This window comes from Vibrio sp. 10N.286.46.A8, from assembly GCF_041470165.1.
In the GTDB taxonomy this organism is placed as follows: Bacteria; Pseudomonadota; Gammaproteobacteria; order Enterobacterales; family Vibrionaceae; genus Vibrio; species Vibrio tasmaniensis_A.
Genome location: NZ_JBFRLX010000004.1, coordinates 16,227 through 39,574, shown reverse-complemented (window position 1 = coordinate 39,574; position 23,348 = coordinate 16,227). Strand labels below are relative to the sequence as shown.

General features: G+C 44.1%; 18 protein-coding genes. 3 read left to right on the top strand and 15 right to left on the bottom strand.

The window, feature by feature from the left end:
- Window positions 1-197 precede the first annotated feature (197 nt).
- A complete protein-coding gene (locus AB4232_RS00495) occupies window positions 198-776 on the bottom strand; it encodes an aminodeoxychorismate/anthranilate synthase component II (RefSeq protein ID WP_009848915.1) in 579 nt (192 codons plus the stop codon).
- 349 nt (window positions 777-1,125) lie between these two features.
- On the opposite strand from AB4232_RS00495, the gene AB4232_RS00490 reads away from it, so the two are divergent.
- Window positions 1,126-3,612 carry an EAL domain-containing protein gene (locus AB4232_RS00490; protein WP_372085611.1) on the top strand — a complete coding sequence of 829 codons (2,487 nt, stop codon included), beginning with the start codon at window positions 1,126-1,128 and terminating at the stop codon, window positions 3,610-3,612.
- A 212-nt stretch (window positions 3,613-3,824) separates the two neighbouring features.
- Here AB4232_RS00490 and AB4232_RS00485 read toward each other — a convergent pair whose 3' ends face one another.
- The 13 genes from AB4232_RS00485 to pilM all read right to left on the bottom strand — a co-directional run bounded on the left by AB4232_RS00485 (window position 3,825) and on the right by pilM (window position 18,502).
- Complete coding sequence (locus AB4232_RS00485) at window positions 3,825-6,419, bottom strand: ExeM/NucH family extracellular endonuclease (RefSeq protein WP_372085609.1); 2,595 nt, start codon at window positions 6,417-6,419, stop codon at window positions 3,825-3,827.
- 384 nt (window positions 6,420-6,803) lie between these two features.
- Window positions 6,804-7,820, bottom strand: a complete 1,017-nt coding sequence (gene trpS, locus AB4232_RS00480) for a tryptophan--tRNA ligase (RefSeq protein WP_010435234.1) — start codon at window positions 7,818-7,820, stop codon at window positions 6,804-6,806.
- 175 nt (window positions 7,821-7,995) lie between these two features.
- Window positions 7,996-8,682 (bottom strand): phosphoglycolate phosphatase, encoded by a 687-nt coding sequence (locus tag AB4232_RS00475; RefSeq protein ID WP_371707582.1) that lies wholly within the window; start codon window positions 8,680-8,682, stop codon window positions 7,996-7,998.
- Between the two features lie 102 nt (window positions 8,683-8,784).
- On the bottom strand, window positions 8,785-9,459 hold the full coding sequence (gene rpe, locus AB4232_RS00470; RefSeq protein WP_009848911.1) for a ribulose-phosphate 3-epimerase: 675 nt from the start codon (window positions 9,457-9,459) through the stop codon (window positions 8,785-8,787).
- Between the two features lie 188 nt (window positions 9,460-9,647).
- On the bottom strand, window positions 9,648-10,508 hold the full coding sequence (locus AB4232_RS00465; protein WP_012604942.1) for a Dam family site-specific DNA-(adenine-N6)-methyltransferase: 861 nt from the start codon (window positions 10,506-10,508) through the stop codon (window positions 9,648-9,650).
- Between the two features lie 69 nt (window positions 10,509-10,577).
- The gene (locus tag AB4232_RS00460) at window positions 10,578-12,095 is read right to left on the bottom strand and encodes an SPOR domain-containing protein (protein ID WP_372085607.1); all 1,518 of its coding nucleotides are present in this window, start codon (window positions 12,093-12,095) and stop codon (window positions 10,578-10,580) included.
- 79 nt (window positions 12,096-12,174) lie between these two features.
- The gene (aroB, locus tag AB4232_RS00455; protein WP_012604944.1) at window positions 12,175-13,263 is read right to left on the bottom strand and encodes a 3-dehydroquinate synthase; all 1,089 of its coding nucleotides are present in this window, start codon (window positions 13,261-13,263) and stop codon (window positions 12,175-12,177) included.
- A gap of 24 nt (window positions 13,264-13,287) precedes the next feature.
- Window positions 13,288-13,806 (bottom strand): shikimate kinase AroK, encoded by a 519-nt coding sequence (gene aroK / locus AB4232_RS00450; RefSeq protein WP_009848907.1) that lies wholly within the window; start codon window positions 13,804-13,806, stop codon window positions 13,288-13,290.
- 176 nt (window positions 13,807-13,982) lie between these two features.
- Window positions 13,983-15,701, bottom strand: coding sequence for a type IV pilus secretin PilQ (locus tag AB4232_RS00445; protein ID WP_372085606.1), 1,719 nt, complete (start codon window positions 15,699-15,701; stop codon window positions 13,983-13,985).
- Between the two features lie 35 nt (window positions 15,702-15,736).
- Window positions 15,737-16,255: a pilus assembly protein PilP gene (locus tag AB4232_RS00440; protein WP_269335955.1), complete on the bottom strand. Its 519-nt coding sequence runs from the start codon at window positions 16,253-16,255 to the stop codon at window positions 15,737-15,739.
- The gene (locus tag AB4232_RS00435; RefSeq protein ID WP_017100002.1) at window positions 16,242-16,871 is read right to left on the bottom strand and encodes a type 4a pilus biogenesis protein PilO; all 630 of its coding nucleotides are present in this window, start codon (window positions 16,869-16,871) and stop codon (window positions 16,242-16,244) included. Before AB4232_RS00435 ends, AB4232_RS00440 begins: the two co-directional genes overlap by 14 nt.
- Window positions 16,864-17,493, bottom strand: a complete 630-nt coding sequence (locus tag AB4232_RS00430; RefSeq protein ID WP_372085603.1) for a PilN domain-containing protein — start codon at window positions 17,491-17,493, stop codon at window positions 16,864-16,866. Before AB4232_RS00430 ends, AB4232_RS00435 begins: the two co-directional genes overlap by 8 nt.
- On the bottom strand, window positions 17,477-18,502 hold the full coding sequence (gene pilM, locus AB4232_RS00425; RefSeq protein ID WP_372085602.1) for a type IV pilus assembly protein PilM: 1,026 nt from the start codon (window positions 18,500-18,502) through the stop codon (window positions 17,477-17,479). The genes AB4232_RS00430 and pilM overlap by 17 nt, the downstream gene beginning before the upstream one ends.
- A 151-nt stretch (window positions 18,503-18,653) precedes the next feature.
- Between pilM and AB4232_RS00420 the strand changes: the two genes are divergently transcribed.
- On the top strand, window positions 18,654-21,212 hold the full coding sequence (locus AB4232_RS00420; RefSeq protein WP_372085601.1) for a penicillin-binding protein 1A: 2,559 nt from the start codon (window positions 18,654-18,656) through the stop codon (window positions 21,210-21,212).
- A 112-nt stretch (window positions 21,213-21,324) separates the two neighbouring features.
- On the opposite strand, the gene oxyR is transcribed toward AB4232_RS00420, so the two are convergent.
- Complete coding sequence (gene oxyR / locus AB4232_RS00415) at window positions 21,325-22,218, bottom strand: DNA-binding transcriptional regulator OxyR (protein ID WP_012604951.1); 894 nt, start codon at window positions 22,216-22,218, stop codon at window positions 21,325-21,327.
- Between the two features lie 221 nt (window positions 22,219-22,439).
- Here oxyR and AB4232_RS00410 point away from each other — a divergent pair, with 221 nt between their 5' ends.
- Window positions 22,440-23,168, top strand: a complete 729-nt coding sequence (locus AB4232_RS00410; protein ID WP_009848898.1) for a glutathione peroxidase — start codon at window positions 22,440-22,442, stop codon at window positions 23,166-23,168.
- Window positions 23,169-23,348 lie beyond the last annotated feature (180 nt).

The following is a 23,348-nucleotide window of genomic DNA, read 5'->3' as shown; positions in this document are numbered from 1 at the left end:
GATATTGGGTTCGAGACGAAATAAGGCGCATAATTTTGCATAGGCTAAAAACTTAGCCTTAAGAGGGAGAAATGTTATAAAAAGTGATCAGCGTCAGAGGAGTAAGAGACGCGTAGCGCCCGAATTTAAACGCTTAACCAATGGGCTAACAGGTTCAACTGGCTTATTTAGACGGAGAAAGAGTCAAATTTAAACACTCAACGCGCTAAGAAGTTAGCGAGAAGTTGGTGTCCCTGCTCTGTTTTAATCGACTCAGGGTGAAATTGTACGGCATCAATCGGCAAGGTTTTGTGTTGATAACCCATGATTTCATCCATGCTGCCATCTTCAAATTCCGTCCAAGAGGTCAATTCAAAGCAGTCAGGCAGCGTGCCATTTTTCACCACTAGAGAATGGTAACGTGTCACGGTTAGAGGGTTATTAAGCCCTTGAAAAACGCTCTTGCCATTGTGGCGGATTGGGGAGGTTTTACCGTGCATCACTTGTCTGGCTCGCACTACTTCACCACCAAAGACTTGAGCAATGGCTTGATGACCAAGGCACACACCTAAGATAGGCAACTTACCCACGAAGTGTTCAATGACTTGCAGAGAGATTCCCGCATCATCAGGCGTACAAGGGCCTGGCGAGATAACAAGATGGCTAGGATTCAGCGCTTCAATACCCGCAATATCAATCTCATCGTTGCGAACAACTTTCACAGTGACCCCTAACTCACAGAAATACTGATACAAGTTATAGGTAAAAGAGTCGTAGTTATCGATGATAAGTAACATGGGTCGAAATCGTTTGCTAAATACTAAATGATTGGAAGATATAGGGGCGGTATTGTGCAATATAAAGCAAGAAAGGCAAGTGAAAATGATAAAAAGAAAATCAGCTTTCGCTGCCCTGATAACTTTACACTACAAATACATAAACGTTACTGGCAATGAAGCCAGAGTGATCCACTTTGTCTTCTCAAGACATAGATGTCTCCCATCCCTGCCAAAGTTCCCATAAAAATTAAAACCTTATAAGTTGCGGGTTTTTTATGACATGGTTCTTTTTTTGTGAAAAATAACAACTCAATGAATAATTGTTTGAGTTATCATTAGCGTGAATTTACTGACCTTTAATAGAAAAATGAAAGAGAACAAGCTCGTCTACCTAATTCGTTACATACCGACTATAACTGTGGTTCTATTCTCTATTATCGTCTTTTCGTTATCGGTCAATGATAGTTATCGACGAACCAATCAAGAAATCACTCACATAGAGTCCGATGTTGTTGAAGAAAAAAAAGCCTATTTAAAATCTCAAGTCAGCTATGTCAACAAGCAGCTCAACTACTTAGAAGAAACAACAATAACCACACTACGCGACAGTATAAAAACTCATACTCTCCGCACTCACTCCATACTAAATCAACTGTACAAGGACAACCCACAATTAAGTGAACAAGAGTTTACAACCTTGGTTCGTTCGAGTTTGAAAAACTACAGATTCAATGACGGTCGTGGTTACCCTTTTATTTATCACCATGATGGAACTGTTATTTTTCACCCTGTTTTTCCTAGTATGCAAGGAGCCTCTAAATGGGAGTTTCAAGATGCTAAAGGACACTTTGTTGCTCAGGAATTAACAAAAAAAGCGATTGAAGAAAAAGAAGGCTTTCATAAATGGTGGTTTCTAAAACCGAATTCATTCGCAAAGCAGTATGAAAAAATCGGCTATATCGTTAATTTCTCGCCATATAATTGGTATATAGGTACGAGTGACTTTATTACAGATGTCCAGGCAGACATTCAAAGTGACGTGCTCGAATGGTTAAGTCAGCTTCAAATTGGTCAACAGAGTAACTTCTACGTTATCGACACTAAAGGCGATGTGCTGGCTCATACCACTCCTAGCTTTATTGACACTAATATCCATAACATTCAAAACATACACTTCCGCACTCAAGCAGTCGCGCTGTTGGAACAATCGGATGTCTATGTTAGACACTTAGCTGCCGACAATCACTCGTTAGAAAACCTTAGTTATGTCATCAAAAATAGTACTTGGGGCTGGACGATAGGCGCGAGCTTTAGTGTCACTGCATTAGAAAGACTTGTAGCTAAAAAAAATGCCGAGTTGATTGAAAAAAGAAATGATGAGCTCAATCGCTTAGCACTCATGTATAGCATAGTCGTTCTATTAGTCGGACTACTCTCATATTATGTAAGCACTCTAGTTTCTCGTCGCTTTGAATCTTATCAAGCTGAAATTCAATCTGACTTTGAAAAGCTCTGTACTGCAAACAGCACGCTGAATCACTTTGCTAATCATGACCAACTGACTGGGCTTTTTAATCGACACTTTTTTGAAGTCTATATGGAGAAAGAGCTGGCCAAAACTCAATCAGATGACGATAAATTTCTTGTCTGTTTTATTGATGTAGATAACTTTAAAAACATCAACGACTACTACGGACACAGTGTTGGAGACGAACTCTTAATACAGATATCTCAAACGCTTAAAAAAGTATGCCCTAATTTTTCAGAAGTGTTCCGGTTCGGAGGTGATGAATTTATTGTTACTTTCCCTGCTCTAAACAGCCTAAAACAGGCAGAAAGCGTCATGAAACTATTTCATGATGAACTTGCGACCAAGTATCAATGCTTTGAGCATGAATTTGATATCAGTTTTAGCTTAGGTGCCGCCTTGTATCCCGATCACGGGCGCACTGTCGATGAGTTGCTCGCAAGCTCTGATATTATGCTCCATTCTGTGAAATCAGAAGGCAAAGCAAACTGTGCTATTTTCTCATCAAAAACCTCTGCGAAAAATCAACGTAAGTTTCTGATTGAAGACAATTTACTTACCGCTATAGAAAGAAGAGAAATTTATTTAGATTATCAGCCTCAGTATTGCTTACAGTCTGGAAGGTTATGGGGAATCGAAGCGCTAGCTCGATGGAAAAGCCCAACATTGGGTAACGTTTATCCTGATGAATTTATCTCCGTCGCTGAAGTCAGTGGTCATATACGCGCATTAGGTTGGTATTTTATTGAATTAGCCTACCAACAGTATTCAGAACTCGATTTTCCAGACGATGCGCCTATTTTACTGGCACTGAACTTATCACCCGTTCAAATTGGTGAAACAAACTTTGCTGAAAATATCATAAAAATAACAGAGCGCTACGGTATAAACCCATCCCATATATGCCTAGAAGCCACCGAAGGCATCATGCTAAAAAATCCGGAAGAGGTAGCAAAAGTTGCGTATCAACTTCGTAGTAAAGGGTTTCACTTGGCCTTAGATGATTTTGGTACTGGGTACTCTTCGTTGAAGTATTTGTCATTACTTCCTATTCATGAAATTAAAATAGATCGTAGCTTTATTTGGCAACTTTCAGAATCGAATACCGCTCATGAACTATTAAAAAGCATTGTCGCAATTGGGCGGTCTACAGGAACAAGAACCGTCGCTGAAGGTGTCGAAACCATTGAACAACTCGAATATGTTAAACAATATGGATGTGACATTGTCCAAGGGTACTTATTTTCAAAACCGGTATCACTGGAAAAAGCGGTACAAATACGCCAATACGACCTTGAAAAGATGGAATCATACCAATCACAGTAAGTAAGTGTTCAAAAATAGCGCAGGAAAAAAGCTTGAGAACAAGGCGGATTTTTTTGATAAGTAGTTATTCTACAATCAAAAAATCTAACGACGTTATCGAGATTTTTAACAAGCTAGGGTGAACAGTTATTTACTACGATTGGTATCAATGAGTAGCTAAAATATAAACCGCTACCTATAGGTAGCGGTTTATTATGACTCAAAAAGCCTTATTACTTACGACGACGCCACATTGCTAAGCCAAACAATGACATCAGTGCACCGGAACCAAACGAACCACCGACTTTAAGCTCAAGAACTGCCGGATCATGATCCGATGAACGGAAGTGATCTTGGTACTTCGGCAGATCACCTTTGAACTCTTCGTTGTAATCAAGCAACTTCGATTCACCGCCGTTGATGTGCCAGTCAGTCGCATCCACCACCATGTCTTTCAGGCTGTCGCTGATCAACAGGTGATCCAAAGCGCCAACCTCATCATTGTATGAGTAGCTCCAGCTGTCTGGGTGCTTTTGAGCCACAGCATTAATGTAGCCGTAGTTCTTAGTAATCACCGCACCGGTATCACCAAACTGCTCGACACCGTCAATGTAGGTGTTACGCGCCGCTTTGATTTGCTTACCGTATTTCTCTTCAGAGTAATCCGTCAGTACCAGCATTGGGTCTTCCATGCCGTACGAGTTCATATCACCCAGAATCACTTTATGGCCTTTGATGCCGTCTAGCGCTTCACCCAATGCAACCGCAGCTGCAACACGGAAGTTCTCACATGAACCTTGCTTGTCGGCATCAACGCCACCTTGACCGCCCTGTTCGACAGGGGCTGCATCTTCCCAACACTTAGAACCTTTCGATTTAAAGTGGTTAATCGCAACGGTGAGTTTCTCTTTAGTGCCTTTGACTTTAAAAGTTGGCGCCAATGAGTCACGTTGATAGTTCTTACCGTCTTCAATCACCTTGCCAGAATCGTCTAACACCTCTGGCGCTTGTTGGCTTGGCATCGCGATAACACGGCGGTCTTTAAGCTTAACCACTTTCTTACGGTAAATAACACCTGTTGTAATGACGTCAGTACCAATCGAGTCCATCTCGTCGGTTACGCCATCTTCGTTCGAATCGACAGCCACAAAGGTATAGCGGTCTTTCTTACGCTCAATGCGATCATTCAGTTGGTTTACAAGCTGCTGAATGGCAGAGCCTTCACCAAAACCGTTGTTCTCAATTTCCATCAAACCAATGATGTCGGCATCTAGACGAAGAATCGCGTTCACAATCTTCTCTTGCTGCATCTCAAACTCAGTGATGGTGTTCGCGCCACGGTTGTTGCCGTGTTGGTTCGCGTCACCGCCAAATGGAGAGTTAAAGTAGTTCAATACGTTGAAGGTCGCGATACGTAGATCACCTTCATCCATATCAGGCTTGTCAGTACGTGGGTCATTACGTACAAAGTTCTCAGCCGAGATCTGGTTGGTTGTCACTAAGCGATATTCGCCGTAACTGTAGGTCAGTACACCTTCTAGGCCAATAATGGTGTCATCAATACGGATGTAGTCTTCTGTTGAACCATCTTGGTCAATATCGGTACGGCCAAAGTCTGGATAGAAAGGAACTTGTCCGTCACCGGCTTTTTGATCGGTTTCAACAAAAAGACGACGGTCTGCGTTATCTTTAGTTTGCTGTTTCGCATCTTCAGAGCCAGCTGCAGATAACTGGTTCGGCTGCATGTTAATACGCTCATGGGCCAGTACCATGTTGTTACGACGACCTGCGTAGTCATAACCAAAGGTACGCGTTACACGCATATCAAGCGCTTCGGTTGTTTTCACCAACATGCCTTCATGGCGTTCAAGCGTTGCAGCGAAGTTCTCGTCACTGTCTAAGGCTTCAATTGCTGTCGCTTCAGGCGCTTGTTGCTCGCCCTGCTTAAGCCATTGGTTGTTTTCAACTTTAAGCTGAGTATGACTGTAATACTCTTGAACCTTACCTTTCACACACACGACATCGCCCGCAGCCAGTTCTGAACTCGATTGATTGGTGTGGATAAATAGACCTTCAGAAGTGCTTGAATTGAAGTCATCCTCAAGTGCTTGCAGGTAGAAACCTTTGGTTATGCCAGTAGTGACTGCACTTACCACACCTTTGACGAAGTATTCATCGTCAGTGATGTATGGATAGCCATCAATGAACGGTGATGTTGCGCCTTCACCTTGGATCTCTTGAATAGTCGTGAATACAGGAGCAGAGCCATCTTGTGTACAGGCAAACGCGTCAGGCAACTCTACATTGTCTAGTGAACCTAGCCCTTCAATACTGTCCTTAGGTAACGATACCCATTGCGAAGCATCAAACGTCGCAGAAGGTGTTTGTTTAGCACGAACCAAAGTAACATCTTTACCCCAGTCCACATCGCCCATCAAACCGACAACATCGTGCACCGAACCATCTGAATTCAAGATAGCCAGCGGATCGTCACCATTGTGATTAGCAATCGACGCGTTAAGAATATCAGCCGCCGCTTTAATTTCGTCACTTGCGCTGGTGTGCGCAACCACAAGTACTTCACCGGGCGCTAAAACGTGGCCATTCAAAGGTAAAGTGGCGCCCCATGATCCATTACCATTCGCAGACTTCGCCAACGAGTAACCATCTAAATTAATGCTGCTATCGCCGTTATTGGCAATCTCAACCGCTTTGTTATAGCTGCCGCCTTCCACATATTGTGAAATAAACAAATCAGCGTGTGCGCTTGTGGTTAACAAGCTACCAATTGCCACTGCTAGCAATGAAGGTTTATGTAAAAGAGCCATCCGTTTCACCTAATTTCATCGATTTATAGTCACTGCCATCTATGGGCAGTCATGTATTTTGTGGTAACTATCAGGTTTATTTATGAAAGGAATAAGTCAGTTGGCAAGAAAATGAGGAACTTATCACTTTGGAATCATCAATTGTTTGGCACGTTTTATATTTCCAACATATATAGAAACAAGAGTGACTTTATAAAGCTTGAGGATACCAAATAAGATCACCTGCACAGCATTAGTATGATGAATGTGTTAGCTAGATAATGCTTAAATTATCAATTCAAACAAGAGATTTACTGGGAAGGTAAATGGAACGGGCAATAAAAAGCCCAAAGTAAACAAAGTCACTTTGGGCTTGAATTTCTAAACGAGTCGTTTTAGTAAACCCTATGGGCGAGTAACAAAACCTACCGCTTCGTATGCTTTTTTCAGTGTTACTGCAGCACGCTCAGAGGCTTTTTCGGCACCCGCTTTCATTACTGCGTCCATGTAAGCACGGTCAGCACGGATACGGTGGTATTCAGATTGAATCGGCTCAAGCATCTCAACCAATGCTGCGCCTACATCTTTCTTAAATGGACCGTACATTTCAACGCCTTGGTACTGCGCTTCGATCTCTTCAAACGTTTTACCCGTCGCCGCAGAGTAAAGACCCATTAGGTTAGAGATACCTGCTTTGTTTTCCCAATCGTGAGCAATACGTGGTGGCGTTTCTGCATCGGTTTGCGCTTTGTTGATCTTCTTGATGATCGACTTAGGCTCTTCTAGCAGAGTAATCACGTTCTTACGGTTGTCATCCGACTTAGACATCTTCTTCGTCGCATCTTGCAGGCTCATTACACGTGCATTCACTGTTGGAATGTAAGGTTCTGGTACTTGGAAGATTGGCGTTTCAGGACCGTAAATGTTGTTAAAGCGAGTTGCGATATCACGCGCTAGCTCTAAGTGTTGTTTCTGGTCGCTACCTACTGGCACTTGGTGAGCACCGTAAAGCAGGATGTCTGCAGCCATCAACACTGGGTAGTCGTATAGGCCTACGTTTACGTCGTTTGAGTGACGTGCAGACTTATCTTTAAACTGAGTCATACGGCTCAGTTCACCCATTTGCGTGTAACAGTTAAGAAGCCAACCAAGTTGAGCATGCTCTGGTACGTGTGACTGAACAAATAGCGTGCTCTTCTTTGGATCAACACCGACAGCAAGACAGATTGCGAGTGCGTCTAGAGTCGCTTCGTGCAGTGCTTTCGGATCTTGGCGAACCGTAATTGCATGAAGGTCTACAACACAGTATTGGCAATCGTAATCATCTTGCATCTGTTGCCATTGACGTAGAGCACCCAAGTAGTTACCGATACTTAGTTCACCAGATGGTTGAACACCACTCAATACGATGGGCTTGCTCATGGTTTTAATTCCTTTGCTTGTTAGCTAAGCTCGTTAACTTAGTTTCTTAACCTAGTATCTGAAAAACTTAGCTTCTTAACTTTAAAATAGAAAGCCGTACAGCTCTTCTGTACGGCTCATCCAGTGTACTCATTGATAAGTATTTTGCTAGTAGGTTAGCTAACTTTTATCCGCTTTATGCTGAAACTAGAACGACATCTAGTAATTGCGCAATACTGTCTGCGACATAGTCAGGGTTTGATACTGAAATCGACTCACCGTGGTTGTAGCCGTATGTCAGACCAAACGAGTGACAGCCGGCATTCTTAGCCGCTTTGATGTCATTGCTTGAATCGCCAACCATCAGCATCTCTTCAGCTTTTACATTGTGCTTTTCTAGCAACCAGTTCAACGCTACTGGATTCGGCTTTTTCTCTGGGAAAGAGTCGCCACCCAACACATCAACAAAGTACTTATCGATACCGTGCTGCGCCAGAACATCTGGTACAAATTTCGATGGTTTGTTTGTTACAAGCGCCATGGTGAAGCCCGCTTTATCCAACTCAGCTAACGTTTCTTTTACTGATGGGTAAAGGTGGCTCAGCTTATGGCCACTCTGCTCGTAAAAATCATCAAACAAGATACGCGCTTTCTTTAGCAGTTCAGGCTCTAGGTTTGGATCAACCGTCAAGTTGCGGCTCAGTGAGCGCCCGATAAGAACGTCAGCACCATTACCCACGTAGTCGCGAACTTGCTCTTCGCTTACAGAAGAAAAACCCAGTTCCTGACAAGCCTGATCGGCGGCAACAGCCAAATCAGGCACGCTATCTAACAAGGTTCCATCCAAATCAAAGGCAATCAGTTTTATTGAGCTTAATGACATCTTACTTTCCTATTTATTATGTCCGTCTTATGAGTTGAGCTCCAAGACGTAAAAAAGGGGCCAATGAGCCCCTTAATATTCAATCTATCTGTAGTTTTACGATTATGCGTTTACTTTTGCAAGCTCTGAACGCATCTCATCAATCACTTCTTTGTAATCCGGTTGATTGAAGATAGCAGAACCCGCAACAAACATGTCTGCGCCCGCTTCTGCGATTTCACGGATATTATCTACCTTCACGCCACCATCAATTTCAAGACGGATATCACGGCCTGATTCGTCAATAAGTTTACGAACTGCGCGCAGCTTATCAAGTGTGTGAGGAATGAAAGATTGACCGCCAAAGCCAGGGTTCACTGACATCAGTAGAATCATGTCGACTTTGTCTAGGATGTAATCAAGGCAAGAAAGTGGCGTTGCTGGGTTAAGTACGACACCCGCTTTACAGCCGTGTTCTTTGATTAACTGTAGAGTGCGATCAACGTGCTCAGACGCTTCAACGTGGAAGGTAATCATTGATGCGCCAGCTTTGGCAAACTCAGGTACGATGCTGTCTACTGGCTTAACCATTAGGTGAACATCGATAGGAGCTGTGATGCCGTAGTCGCGCAATGCTTTACAGATCGGTGCACCAAAAGTCAGGTTAGGTACGTAGTGGTTATCCATCACATCGAAGTGCACAACGTCGGCACCGGCTGCGAGTACTTTTTCGACGTCTTCACCAAGACGAGCAAAATCTGCAGACAAAATCGATGGAGCGATTAGAAAATCTTTCATACCAAACCTCTTAAGAGTGAGTAAATTGCGAATATCACCGCCTTGTGACCTCTCATACACAAGTACAAGACTCAATCCCAAGACTATTTGGTGTGCAATTCTACCTAAGCACCTAAGCAGATCCTAGCAGTTCGAAAGATTAGTTTAAGAAAGTACCCGTGGGTCACTCAATTTAATGAGTTCGAGGATTATTCTGACGACGACAATTCTGTTGAAGCGTGTTGCTGGTTTTTCTCTTTATGGAAAAGCGCCAGTAACTCATCAACTTTATTGCGCCCTGCGCCATTACGGCTAATGGTGCGCTTAACCTTGACCACGTTCAGTTCCGCACCATGGTATAAACGGCGCGTTAAGGTGGTGTCATGGTTTGAAATCAAGACAGGAATATCGCGTTCCATCGCCGCTTTTTCAGCGACATCCGCCAGTGCAGCTTGGTCATCTAAGCTAAAACCATTACCTGCGTAAGAGGTAAAGTTAGCCGTGTTCGACAGCGGTGCGTATGGAGGATCACAGTAAACCACGCAACCTTTACGCGCGCGGCTAAAGGTTTCATGGTATCCCTCACAGACGAAGGTGGCTTTTTTCGCTTTCTCAGCAAAAAACTCTAGCTCGGCTTCAGGGAAATAAGGTTTTTTATAAGAACCAAACGGAACGTTAAAACCGCCCTTCTTGTTGTAACGACACAAGCCATTGAAGCCAAATCGGTTCATGTACAAGAAAGCTAACGAGCGATACATAACGTTATCTGTACCATTGAACTCAGCGCGAACATCTAAGAACACTTCTCTACGGTTATTCTCCGGACAGAACCAACGCTTCGCTTCAGTGATATAGGTTTCAGGATCGGTTTTAAGTAGATTGTATAGGTTGATAAGATCAGGATTAATATCTGCAAGTAGGTACTGTTCAAAATCAGTATTCAGAAATACTGATCCGGCACCGACAAACGGTTCTACCAATTTACGAGCAGGTGGCAGGTGACGTTGGATGTCTTCAACTAGGCCATATTTACCACCAGCCCATTTTAGAAAGGCACGCTGCTTTTTCATTTACTGCTCTATCTATCAACTCAAAAATAAGGCTGCGGAATGTAACATATTTTGAGGCTAAGCTCAGGGTTATTTCGCACGTTCTATCTCTCGATGCACTTGATTCATCGATTTTGCCCAAGGTTCCAACTGTTGAAGTGGTTTTGATAACGCACTTGCCGCATCTCGCGCCACTTGAATCGTTGGATAATCTTGATAAGTGATAATAAACCACTTGGTGTCGTTACGAAGTGTTGGATAAATACGAACCTTGTCTTCGACGTCATATTCTTCAATAAAAGACTGAACATCTTCTAATGACGTCATCGCGCTCAACTGTAAGGTATAAGCGCGTGGCGAGATAGCTTGTAACTCTTCGCGAGCAAATGAGAAGGTGATTTTTTTCGTCGGCGGTGTTGATTCGGTTAGGTCAGTATCTTCATCAACTGAAGCTTGTGACTCGTTTTTCGCCGCATCAGGTTGCGCGCTAACCGCGGCACCTGTGTTTTCTTCTACGGCAGCATCAATCGCACTGGTATCGGCATTTTTCGGCTTGTCATCAAGCAAGGCATCAACCACATCAGAAGTAATCACAACACGTTGCTGCTCTTGTTTCACCTCGCCAACACTGGCTGTCTCTTCAACCACGACCGGCGGCAGAGAAGAGCTGTCATCGTCAGCACCTTGATAACTCATATCAACTTCGGCTTCAGAATCGACAGTTCCGTCGATTGTGGCTTGCTCAGTTACATTTTCCACTTCCAACGTTGGAATAACTGTCTGCTCAATAGGGGCGATAATAGATTGCGCTTTATCGTCAGGCGTTGGTTGATTAAACATCCACCAGTAACCGCCGCCGATAACAAGCAACAACAACGCCACCACAATCGCAATATTGATAGGTGAACCAATGATTGAGCGAATAATAATCCTTTTTTCCACTTTCAATTCTCCTAAGGCCATTAGCTCACCGGGCAAAGGTTGCGCTTTTTTAAATGCATTTCGCACCCGAGATTCTGACTCATCATCGACATATCGAATCACCAGTGACTCAAAGAAATGTTCAGCTTCTGGTTGCGAAAGATCATCGATCTCAAGGGCGATAGGTTTGTGCGGCTGACCGTAACTAAGTCGTGTTAATAACGTGTCTAGGTGACCAGTTTGCGAGAACAGAACGATATTAATCGTCCATTGAGGGTTTGATTGAGATTCAAGTACCAACATCCATAATTCTGATACCAGTAGCTCAGACAGTCGGTGGGCGTCATCAATGACAATAAGCACATTACACGTATCTCCATCCAGCAACCTAGCAAGGCTATCAGATAAAGAATCATGTTGATTAAAGAGTGGGTCAGAAACAATCTGACTAAGAATAAGTGCGCGGCGCTGTTGATCGTCTTGGCTTGGGTGACAAAGCAGTAAACACTGATTTTTTTCTGTCGACCATGCTTCAAGGTAACGCTGAGCTAACCAAGATCGGCCAGAACCCGTTTTACCAGCAACATTTACAAAGTTTGAACCAAAGTTAGTTAAAAGCTGTAAACGCTCTAGCAACTCAACTTGAGACTCTAACTCCAATACTCTTAAATCATGAGCCAAACTCATTGGGGATCCCTACTGATAAGTTCGATCTGTAAAGCGCTTGAGTTGCCTAACGTTTAGCTAGGCAACCTCACAACCGAATTTAAAGAGTACGGCAGAAATCAATCGCTTGTTTAATGATGTCTTGAGGTACATCAGCAACCACTTCAGCAGTACCAATACTTGTTGGTAATACCAGACGCAACTGACCAGAAAGCACTTTTTTATCGCGCATCATGTGCTTCATAAAGTCTTCAAAAGACATGCTTTCTGGCGTATGGATTGGTAGTTTCGCATTCTTGAGTATAGAAATAATTCGCTCAAGTTGCTGCTGAGAAATCAGTCCTTGTAATTGGGCGGTTTTTGCTGCCATTACAGTGCCTGACGACACAGCTTCACCATGTAGCCAATTACCATAGCCTAGTTCTGCTTCAATCGCATGACCAAATGTATGACCTAGGTTCAATAACGCTCTGATTCCTGACTCTTTTTCATCGATAGCAACCACTTCAGCCTTAATTGCACAACAACGAGCAATCGCGGTAATCAGTGCGTCTTCATCAAGTTGATACAGTTTCTCTAGATTCTGTTCCAACCAGCCAAAAAAGGCTTCATCGTAAATGATGCCGTATTTGATCACCTCAGCCATGCCCGCTGCAAACTCACGCTCTGGAAGCGTTGATAGACAGTTAGTATCGATGATGACAGATTTTGGTTGGTAAAAAGCGCCGATCATATTCTTGCCAAGGGGATGGTTCACTGCAGTTTTACCACCTACAGAGGAGTCCACTTGAGAAAGAAGGGTCGTCGGGATTTGAATGAAATCAATACCGCGTTGATAACAAGAAGCAGCAAAACCAACCAAATCACCGATAACACCACCACCTAAAGCAATCACCACCACATCGCGGCTGTAATTTCCTTCAAGCATGTAGCTCATCACTGAATTGAACGTTTCAAGGTTTTTGTACTGTTCACCATCTGGCAGCTCGAGAAGAGATGTCTGACAGCCGACTTGATCCAATAGCGATAAAATTTTATCAGCATAAAGAGGCGCTACTGTCACATTACTGATAACAACAACTTTCTGCTTACCTGATAAAAAAGAAAGGTACGCCGGGTCTTCAAATAACCCGGCGCCAATAGAGATAGGGTAGCTACGCTCAGCTAGATTGACCGTAATCCGTTCCATGGGTTTGCTCTCCGAAAAATGAACTTAACGTTCTTCTAGCATTTTTACGATCTGGTTGGCTACCACTTTTGCACTTTGGTCGTCAGTACGAACTGTGTAGTCCGCCACTTCTTCGTATAGTGCGTTGCGAGATACAGCTAGATCTTCTAGCACATCACGCGGGTTGTCTGTTTGAAGTAGAGGGCGTTTCTTGTCGCGGTTAGTGCGAGCAAGTTGCTTTTCAATTGTTGTCTCTAGGTATACAACAATGCCTCGTGCAGATAGACGGTTACGGTTTTCTTTGCTCAGCACTGAACCACCACCTGTCGCAAGAACAATACCTTGTTCTTCTGTCAGATCGTTGATTACAGATTCTTCGCGCTTACGGAAACCATCTTCGCCCTCAACATCAAAAACCCATGCGATGTCTGCGCCAGTGCGCTCTTCGATCACAGTGTCAGAGTCTAGAAACTCCATATGAAGTTGGGAAGCTAGGTGTCTACCAATTGTACTTTTGCCGGCGCCCATTGGGCCAACAAGAAAAATATTGCGTTTCTCAGCCATGTTTTTAGCAGTAATTTACAACGTTAATTCAATGACATCGCCACAAGGTAGGTCAGTACAAGTACTGAAATTAAAAGGCCCGTGGCACCGATTCCTCACAGATAATTCGTGATAAGACCCGAAATTATCAAGGTTAGGTGCCACTAATGCAACTTTATTTTTAATCTAATTGCTCATTACTGAATCACAACTTTAGGTGTAACAAAAATAAGTAGTTCACTTTTGCCTACATTTTCATAGCTACGACGGAACAATGCGCCAAGAACAGGAAGGTCTCCTAACAGTGGAACTTTATCAACTTGGCTGCTCACACTGTGTTGAAAAATACCACCTAACACGACCGTTTCACCATTATTAACAAGTACTTGCGTTCCAATCCTTTGCGTATCAATAGCGACAGCTTCACCGGTGCCGGTTTTCACCACTTGCCCCGGCCTATCTTGAGTCACGCTCAAATCCAATACCAAACGATTGTCGGGGGTGATCTGCGGAGTCACCTTGAGACTCAATACCGCTTTCTTAAATGCGACTGAAGTAGCACCACTTGAAGAAGACTCTAAATAAGGGATTTCAGTACCTTGCTCAATATAAGCGGGTTTTTTATTGGTGGTAATTAAGCGTGGGCTAGAAATAATCTCTGCTTTCGACTCTTGTTGCAGTGCTGACAATTCAAGATCGAGCAAGGTATCAGAACCCAGCTTGGCTACCTGAAACGCAATACTCGACGCGCTCGGGGAAGTTGCTCCTAGATTAACGTTGAGGAAATCGTCAATCGCACTATTCCCACCATTATCGTCATACGGCGTAATTTGCGATGGATGGTTACCCTCTATCGAGCCGCCAACTTTGAAGCTTCCGTTGGTCGAGGAAACGCCCCAACGCACTCCTAGTTCATCAAGATTACCCTCAGTAACGGTTACAATGCGCGCTTCTATCTGAACTTGCTTCACGGGAATGTCTAGCGATTCAATAATGCCTCGTATCACCGCAATGTTTTCTTCCAATTCACGGATCAACAGGGAGTTAGTTCGCTCATCAATGGTAATCGAGCCTCGCTCGGACAACATGCTTACCGCCCCTTCCCCACCAATCATGTCGGCAATGTCGGTGGCTTTGGCAAAGTTAATCTTGATGATTTCCGACTTGAGTTCACCTAGCTCTTCTTCCAAACGAGATTTCTCTAGCGCTTGTTGCTCTCTAAGGTCGAGCTCAGCTTTAGGTGCCACCAAGATAACGTTGCCATCAACACGCTTATCCAACCCCTTAACTTGCAAGATAATGTCGAGAACTTGCTGCCAAGGCACACCATCTAAACGTAAAGTCAGATTACCCGTGACTGAATCAGAAACAACGAGATTGAAATCGTTGTAATCAGCAATAAGCTGCAAAACATTACGTACAGGGATATCTTGGAAGTTAATCGATATCACCTTACCTTCTTTTTCTAAAACATTTTTCTCTATTGTCACTTCATCAATAGTAGGCCTACTGATCACTACCTCAATAAAGCGACCTTTTAAGTTGTATTCATATTGATAGTCACCAGCGATCGTTGCCAACAATCGCGTACTGGGCGTTTCCTTATACACCTCAATGCCTTCAACTGAGGTCGCGAAGTCCTTCACATCTAGGAGGTAAAGCTTATCGTCATTCACCTGAGTATTGAGTAACTCGATACTTAAACCTTCCTGAGCACGTTGAACATCCACCACAGCAGTGCTGGTTGCCAATTCGATAATGATGACGGCGCCTTTCTCCTTGTTGACCCTAAAATCAATATTTTCCAATTGATTTGGCAAGCTCTCGGCATAGCTGAACACGCTAACCACCAACATCACAGACACAGCAAAACCTTGTAGAGCCTTGCTCACTAATCCACTTATTCCTTTAATCATATTTACATCTCATATCCACATCATGTGACATTGGTTTACTTCAGAGCGAGCCTAACGTTGCGCTTATGCCAACAACCTAAACCATCTGGAAGAGTTTCATTAATCTGTACATACTGGCTCGTCACCTTAGTAACTCGACCATTGTTTAAGCCAATAAACTGACCTTTTTTCACATTGACCACGTTCCCTTTTGGGGTTTGTACTAACCCTGAAACGCTTGTTCCACTGCCCATTACGCCTCTTAAACGCAGCTTACTCAGCGGGTATTTTTCTAGCTTGCCATTGCGAGAGCGTGCGCTTGGTTGCCAACAGTCTTTCTTCACCAAGGGTTGGTTTTGTACCATGGCTTCTTTAGGGAGCTCAAAGGGAGGACGAAAGGCGTGGCGTTGATAAGTTGCGGCTAAGAACTCCGTTTCTGGGACAAGTTTTTCTACCTCTTTTCTCGCCTTAGCTTCAACTTGCCTCACAAAATCTTCTAACGAATCCTGATTGGATTTACAGCCTGAAAGCACAAGCAGTAACAATAGGGACAAAAGGGCGCTACTGAATTTCATCATTCACCTCCGATTTAAACTGATAGGTGTAAGCTCGAACCCTGAAATGTAGCGTGCTACTTTCTTGACTGACTCGCTGCCAATTCACATCATCGAAGCTAATAATGCGCGGCAGTTTCGCGATGGCCGCGGAGAAATCGCCAATCTCGTGGTAATCACCGGTTAGCTCAATATTGAGGGGTAACCGATAGAGGAATTCCTTGTTCTGCTTTTGCCCCCAATCAATGCGCGTAAAGGTCAGCGCATTATCCAAACCAAGTTCATTCACTGAGGCCAACATACTGGCGAGCTCCTTTTGAACGGGTAGTTGTTCTAACAGATAGTCGTAGCGACTGGTTAGCTCATCCAACTGACTCTGAAGCTTAGGCAAAGCCGCAACCTTGTTCGCTTTTATCCTTAACGTTGCTTTCAAAGTCTGCTCTTGCTGCTTCATCTGCTGCAGTTCATCGTCTAAAGGCAGCAAATACAGCCAAGTCCCGACACCTTGGATTAATATCATCAGCAACAGAATAACGAGCAGTTGGGGCAACAACGGCCATTCGGTGATCTCATCAGCATCGAGATCTTGCAAGCTCACACTATTTTGCCAGCTAATCCTACTTTGAAGGTTAGCCATGATTTGCCCCCTTCTCTTTTCTGCTCGCGGTTGCGCTCTCTGCGGTTGCGCTCTCTGCGGTTGTGTTTTCTAAAGAAACAGGGCTAAACACAAAAGAGACCTTGAAGGTCTGAAACTCTTTATTGAAGCGTTTTCGGTTATGGATAATAGAGTGCATCTCGACCCCTTTAAGAGAATCAGAACGCTCTAGATTGTCCAACATTGTGGCGAGGCGAGCCGTACTGTCACTGATACCGGCCATCTCAATCTCCTGACCATTCATCTTTATCTTGTCGACATACACCCCTTCAGGAATCAGCTCCGGCATTAGATTCATAAAGTCGGTGGTCTTATTACGGCCAAGCTGTAACGACTCCACAACATCAAGTCGAGTCAGAATGGCTTTGTGTTCTTGTTCTGCAACTTTTAACGATTGAATTTGTCGGTCGAGCTCGGCAATGTATTGATTAAGATAATTGAGGCGAGCTTGCTGTTTGGCTTGTTGATCTTGAAAATAGTGACCAACCGCCCATTGCCCTGTAAGTGCAATGATGACGCCAAGAATGACTAGGTGAATAAAACGCTTCTTGTGCTGAGCGCGAATCTCATCACGCCACGGCAGCAGGTTAATTTGATGCAACATGCTTCTCTCCTTGCCACTTGAGTCCACTCATCGCCATACCCGCGGCAATGCCGAAATGTTGCCAGTTCATCGGCAGTTGGTGCCGCTTCGCCACCTTGTTCTCAAATAACGATAAAGGATTGAGCGATTCACAACTCATCTGAAAATGGCGCTCTAGATCTTCAGCCACCATCGGAATACAGGCTCCTTCGCCCATCAGCCAGATCCCGGATATCGGCTCAAGTGCATTCACTGAGGAATAGAGTTGCAACTGTCGCTTAAGCTTTTCAACCAAATTGACAATAAACCGATGTGTCTCCTCTGCGTTGCCGAACACACCTTCTGTATAACTCGGACTGTCAGTGCCACGAAGATCTTGAGTACCAAAGGCGATGTCTTTATAGAAAGGTGCTGAATCCTGCGGGATAATGCCTAACGACGTTTGGTCAAGTCCCACGTCCACCAGCAACCAGTTACTTTTTTCAGGATAAAGGCGTGAAGCCAACTGCCAAATATTGAGCAGACCATATGCTTGGGTGTCGATGACAACAGGTTTAAACCCAGCTTTATTTAAAGCATCCGCTCGACTGTCTACAACTTCCTTACGAGTCGCATATATCTGATAGCTACTTGTCGATCCTTTACCAAATCGTTTGTCTTCCAGCTTTACAAAATCTAAACTCAGCTCCTCGATAGGAAAGGGAGATTGATGAGCAAAGGTTTGATAGATAGAAAACTCCTTTTCTCTGTCTTCTAAATCACTCTCTATTTGCAGTACTTTGCTGATCACCGTGTTATCGGGTACCGAAATGGCGACGTTGCGACAGCCAAAAGGCAGTCCTTTCCTAAGTTCTTTAAGTTTCTTAACAGTTTTCTGATACTCCAAAGTATGGTTAGCTGTAAAAATGTCGTCCGAAATCGGCAGCTCTTTGTATCCCACTAGGGCATACAACTCCCCCACGGGTTTTAGTACCACGGCTTTGATGCTGTGATGATTTATATCTATACCTGTAATTAATGATGAACCCATGTGACCTAGCTCCTGAAGTGCCAAGCATTTCGTTGATTATCTAGGGGTTGTGATTATTAGTTAAATAAGCGTTAATAAACGAAAGCTAAGTTTTTAACCTAGAGTACAAGGGTTTGCTGCTTATCAGCCTTAACTAATCAGGGATTATCCGGTGAAGTTCATAAAGCGATTATTCATATTTACATTGATTTGCATGATTCTTGGAGTCAGTACAATTTTCGGGTTTTACTATTACGTAAAACCAGAGTTGCCTGATGTTGCCACTTTGCGTGACGTAGAACTCCAAACGCCAATGCAAGTCTTCAGTCAAGACGGTAAATTGATCTCTCAATTTGGTGAAAAGCGTCGTAATCCAGTGACTTATGACGAGATTCCTCGCCACCTAGTTGAAGCTTTGATTGCTACCGAAGATAGCCGCTTTTACGAGCACCCTGGTATTGATCCAATTGGTATCACTCGAGCAGCACTCGTGGTTGCTATGTCCGGTTCAGCCAAACAAGGGGCAAGTACCATTACTCAGCAGCTTGCGCGTAACTTCTTCTTATCTAATGAGAAAAAGATCATGCGTAAAATCAAAGAGATCTTCATTGCGATCCACATTGAGCAACTTCTTAGTAAAGAAGAGATCATGGAACTGTACGTAAACAAGATCTTCCTTGGTCACCGTTCATACGGTTTCGGCGCAGCAGCGCGTGTTTATTTTGGAAAGGATCTTCCTGAACTCACCTTAAGTGAATTGGCTACGCTTGCGGGCATGCCAAAAGCACCTTCAACTATGAACCCTATTTATTCTGTTGAGCGTGCGACCAACCGTCGCAACGTGGTATTACGTCGTATGCTAGACGAAAAATACATCACTCAATCAGAGTACGATGAAGCTCGCAGTGAAGAACTTATCTCGAAATATCACGGTGCCGAGATTGAACTGAGCGCGCCATATGTAGCAGAAGTAGCACGAGCTTGGATGGTTGAACGCTATGGTGAAGCCGCTTACACATCCGGCATGAAGGTTTACACGACCGTTGATTCAAAACTGCAAAAAGCAGCGAACCAAGCCGCGATTAAGAACCTGCTCGGCTACGATGAACGTCACGGTTACCGTGGTGCTGAAAAAGTATTGTGGCAAACGGCGCAGTCGGCTTGGGATCAAAAACAAATCGTTAAGCACCTTAAGTCTCAACCAACCTATGGTGACTTAGTACCAGCAGTTGTAACCGCTGTTGATTCGAAAAGCGCTCAAGTTTGGGTTAAGAACCAAGGCGAAGGCACTATCGAGTGGCAAGGCATGAACTGGGCGCGTAAATTCCTAACGGACAACCGCCAAGGTCCAGCGCCTTCTCAAGCGAAAGAGATTTTGGCTGTTGGTGAGCAAGTTTGGGTTCGCCATGAAGCAGTAACCGGCGATGAAGTATCTGAAGAGCCTACCGAAGAAACAACAACTGAACCTGAAACACCGGTTGTATGGCGACTAAGCCAAGTGCCAAATGCAAACACCGCGTTTGTTGCCATGAACCCTAACAACGGCGCTGTATTGTCGATGGTGGGTGGCTTTAACTTTGTACACAACAAATTCAACCGTGCGACCCAATCTATTCGTCAGGTGGGTTCTGGTATCAAGCCATTTATCTACTCAGCGGCGATTGAAAAAGGTTTAACACTAGCCTCACTGATCAACGATGCGCCTATTAATCAATGGGATAAGAGCCAAGGTACGGCATGGCGACCAAAGAATTCACCACCGACCTATGTGGGTCCAACTCGTTTACGTATTGGCTTAGCTCAATCTAAAAACGTAATGGCGGTACGTGTACTGCGCGAAGTGGGCTTGGATGATACTCGTAACTACCTAACTCGATTTGGTTTTGATATTGACGAAGTACCGCGCTCTGAAACCATTGCTCTGGGTGCGGGTAGCTTAACGCCAATGAAGGTAGCTCAAGGTTACTCAGTATTTGCGAATGGCGGCTACTACGTTGAACCTTTCTACATCAGCCGCATTGAAACACCATTTGGTGAGACTGAATTCCAAGCGACACCGAAAGTTGTGTGTAAAGACGATTGCCAACAGCCTATGACCTCAGATTCAATGGCTGATGAGTTTGCAGAGCAAGATGTGGATGCCCAAGTACAGTACGCACCTCAAGTGATCACTGAGCAGAACGCGTTCCTTGTTCGTGAAATGATGTACAGCAATATCTGGGGCGGCGGTGACTGGAGTGCAGGCACAGGCTGGAATGGTACAGGTTGGCGTGCTCAACCGCTGAAGCGTCGCGATATTGGCGGAAAAACCGGTACCACCAACGATTCGAAAGATACTTGGTACAGCGGTTACGGCCCAGGCATGGTTGCAACGGTATGGGTTGGCTTTGACAACCACAACCGTAACCTAGGTCGAACCAAAGCGAACTCTAACCTTGGTAAGAATCAAATTACAGGTGCAGAAGCGGGCGCTAAAACAGCAGAGCCGGCATGGGTTGATTTCATGGGCACAGCGTTAGCGGGTGTTCCTGCACAACGTAAAGAGCTTCCAGAAAATATCGTTCGCGTTCGTATCGACCGTGAAACAGGCTTACTGACCAACAAGTTCGATAGCTCATCAATGTTCGAGTATTTCGAGAAAGGCACTGAGCCAACCGAGTACATTACTGAACGTTTCAATGATGACATCTACTCAACGTCATCAGGCGAAGCAGTAGAAGAGCTGTTCTAATTAGGGTTTGTTGAACCAAGTAACATGAACCAACAAAAAGGGTTGATATGAATTCATATCAACCCTTTTTTTATGTCTCTAACCTGATCTATCTACGATTTAAATTAAATGACTAAACAGCTTTATCTAATTGAATTCGGATAGACTCAGCCAGTTGCTCAAAACGCCCCTTTAGCGGAGAGCCCGGTCGGTAGGCAACAACAATGCGACGTGAAGGTGTTGGATTCACCGCTGGAACGTAACACACACCATCTTTCTGTTTTTCCTTTGGAACCGATAACTGAGGTAACAAGGTAATGCCCGCCCCTGCTGCTACCATGTTACGCAGCGTTTCTAAGCTGGTCGCTTTAAAGCGCTCATCGTCTTTTGCACCCGCAGCAAAACAGAAGCCTAAGGCTTGGTCTCGTAAGCAGTGACCATCGCCCAGTGCAAGTACGGTTTGTCCATTTAACTGCAACATATCGACCGTGTCTTGCTTAGCCCACTCATGATCACATGGCACTGCGACGCTTAACGGTTCGTTATACACATCAATCTCTTTGAACGCCGCCGTTTCATCAACTGCAGCCAATACCAAGCAATCAAGCTTGCCATCTTCAAGTTGACTCACTAGCTGATGGGTCTGCGCTTCATGCAGGTAAAGCTCAAGATCGGGAAAGCACTCTTTAAGGTGAGGAATGATCTTAGGTAAAATATAAGGGCCAACGGTCGGAATAAAACCAATGTGCATCGGCCCTGTCATCGCTTCACCGTGTCCACTTGCCATATCCTTAAAAGTCTTTACTTCATTGAGAATACGCTTGGCTTGTTCAACAAGTTGTAACCCTGATTCTGTAAATATGACCTTCCTTGGACTACGCTCGGTTAACTGAAGTCCAATTTCATCTTCTAGTTTGCGTATTTGACCGCTTAGTGTCGGCTGACTGACAAAGCACGCTTCTGCCGCTTTTCGGAAGTGTTTGTGCTCTGCGAGCGCCACCAAGTATTCAAAGTCACGAATGTTCATGATCAGTCTCTTACCTCTGGTTTAATAAGAACAAGGGGTTTCATAGAAACATTTAAAAGAAAAATGCTCTTGATAGAATTTACCTATCAAAACCATAACATCAAACGATTAGAGCTATCAAAGGATTTGTCTAATAATGGGCTCAACGAAACGAAACAGAGCAAAGAAAAACGTTAAGCTCTGATAGAACAAAATTCAAAATACTATTTAAGGAAATCAATATGTTTGCATCTAAAGAAGGTCAATCAATCCCTCAAGTAACATTCCCAACTCGCCAGGGCGATGCATGGGTTAACGTAACGACGGAAGAGCTATTCAAAGACAAGACAGTTATCGTATTCAGCTTACCAGGTGCGTTTACACCGACATGTTCTTCAAGCCACCTACCTCGTTACAACGAGCTGCACTCTGTATTCAAAGATAACGGTGTTGATGACATTCTATGTGTTTCAGTAAACGACACATTCGTAATGAACGCTTGGAAAGCAGACCAAGAAGCTGAAAAAATCACATTCATCCCAGATGGTAACGGTGATTTCACAGACGGTATGGGCATGCTAGTTGAGAAAAACGACATCGGCTTCGGCAAACGTTCATGGCGCTACAGCATGCTGGTTAAAAACGGCGTGGTAGAAAAAATGTTCATCGAAGAAGACGTACCAGGCGACCCGTTCAAGGTTTCTGATGCGGATACTATGCTTAACTACATTGCTCCTGAGCACAAAGAGCAAGAGTCAATCACAGTATTCACTAAGCCAGGCTGTCCTTTCTGTATGAAAGCGAAGCAGAACCTAATCGACAAAGGTTTGAACTACGAAGAAGTAGTATTAGGTAAAGACGCGACAACAGTAAGCCTACGTGCAATCTCTGGTCGTACAACGGTTCCACAAGTATTCATCGGTGGCAAACACATCGGTGGTAGCGAAGAACTTGAAGCTTTCCTAGGTTAATGACTTACCATCGATATAAGCTTAATCGTTAAGTTAACTAAGCAATATCAGCTAACCCACCCTCTTGTGGGTTAGCTATTCCAAACACTCTTATCTGAGCTTTGGAAAAAGATACAGCTTCTGACTCGCCAATTTTTAACTAACCTATAGTTAGTAACGAGAAGCAGTTAGTAACAAAAA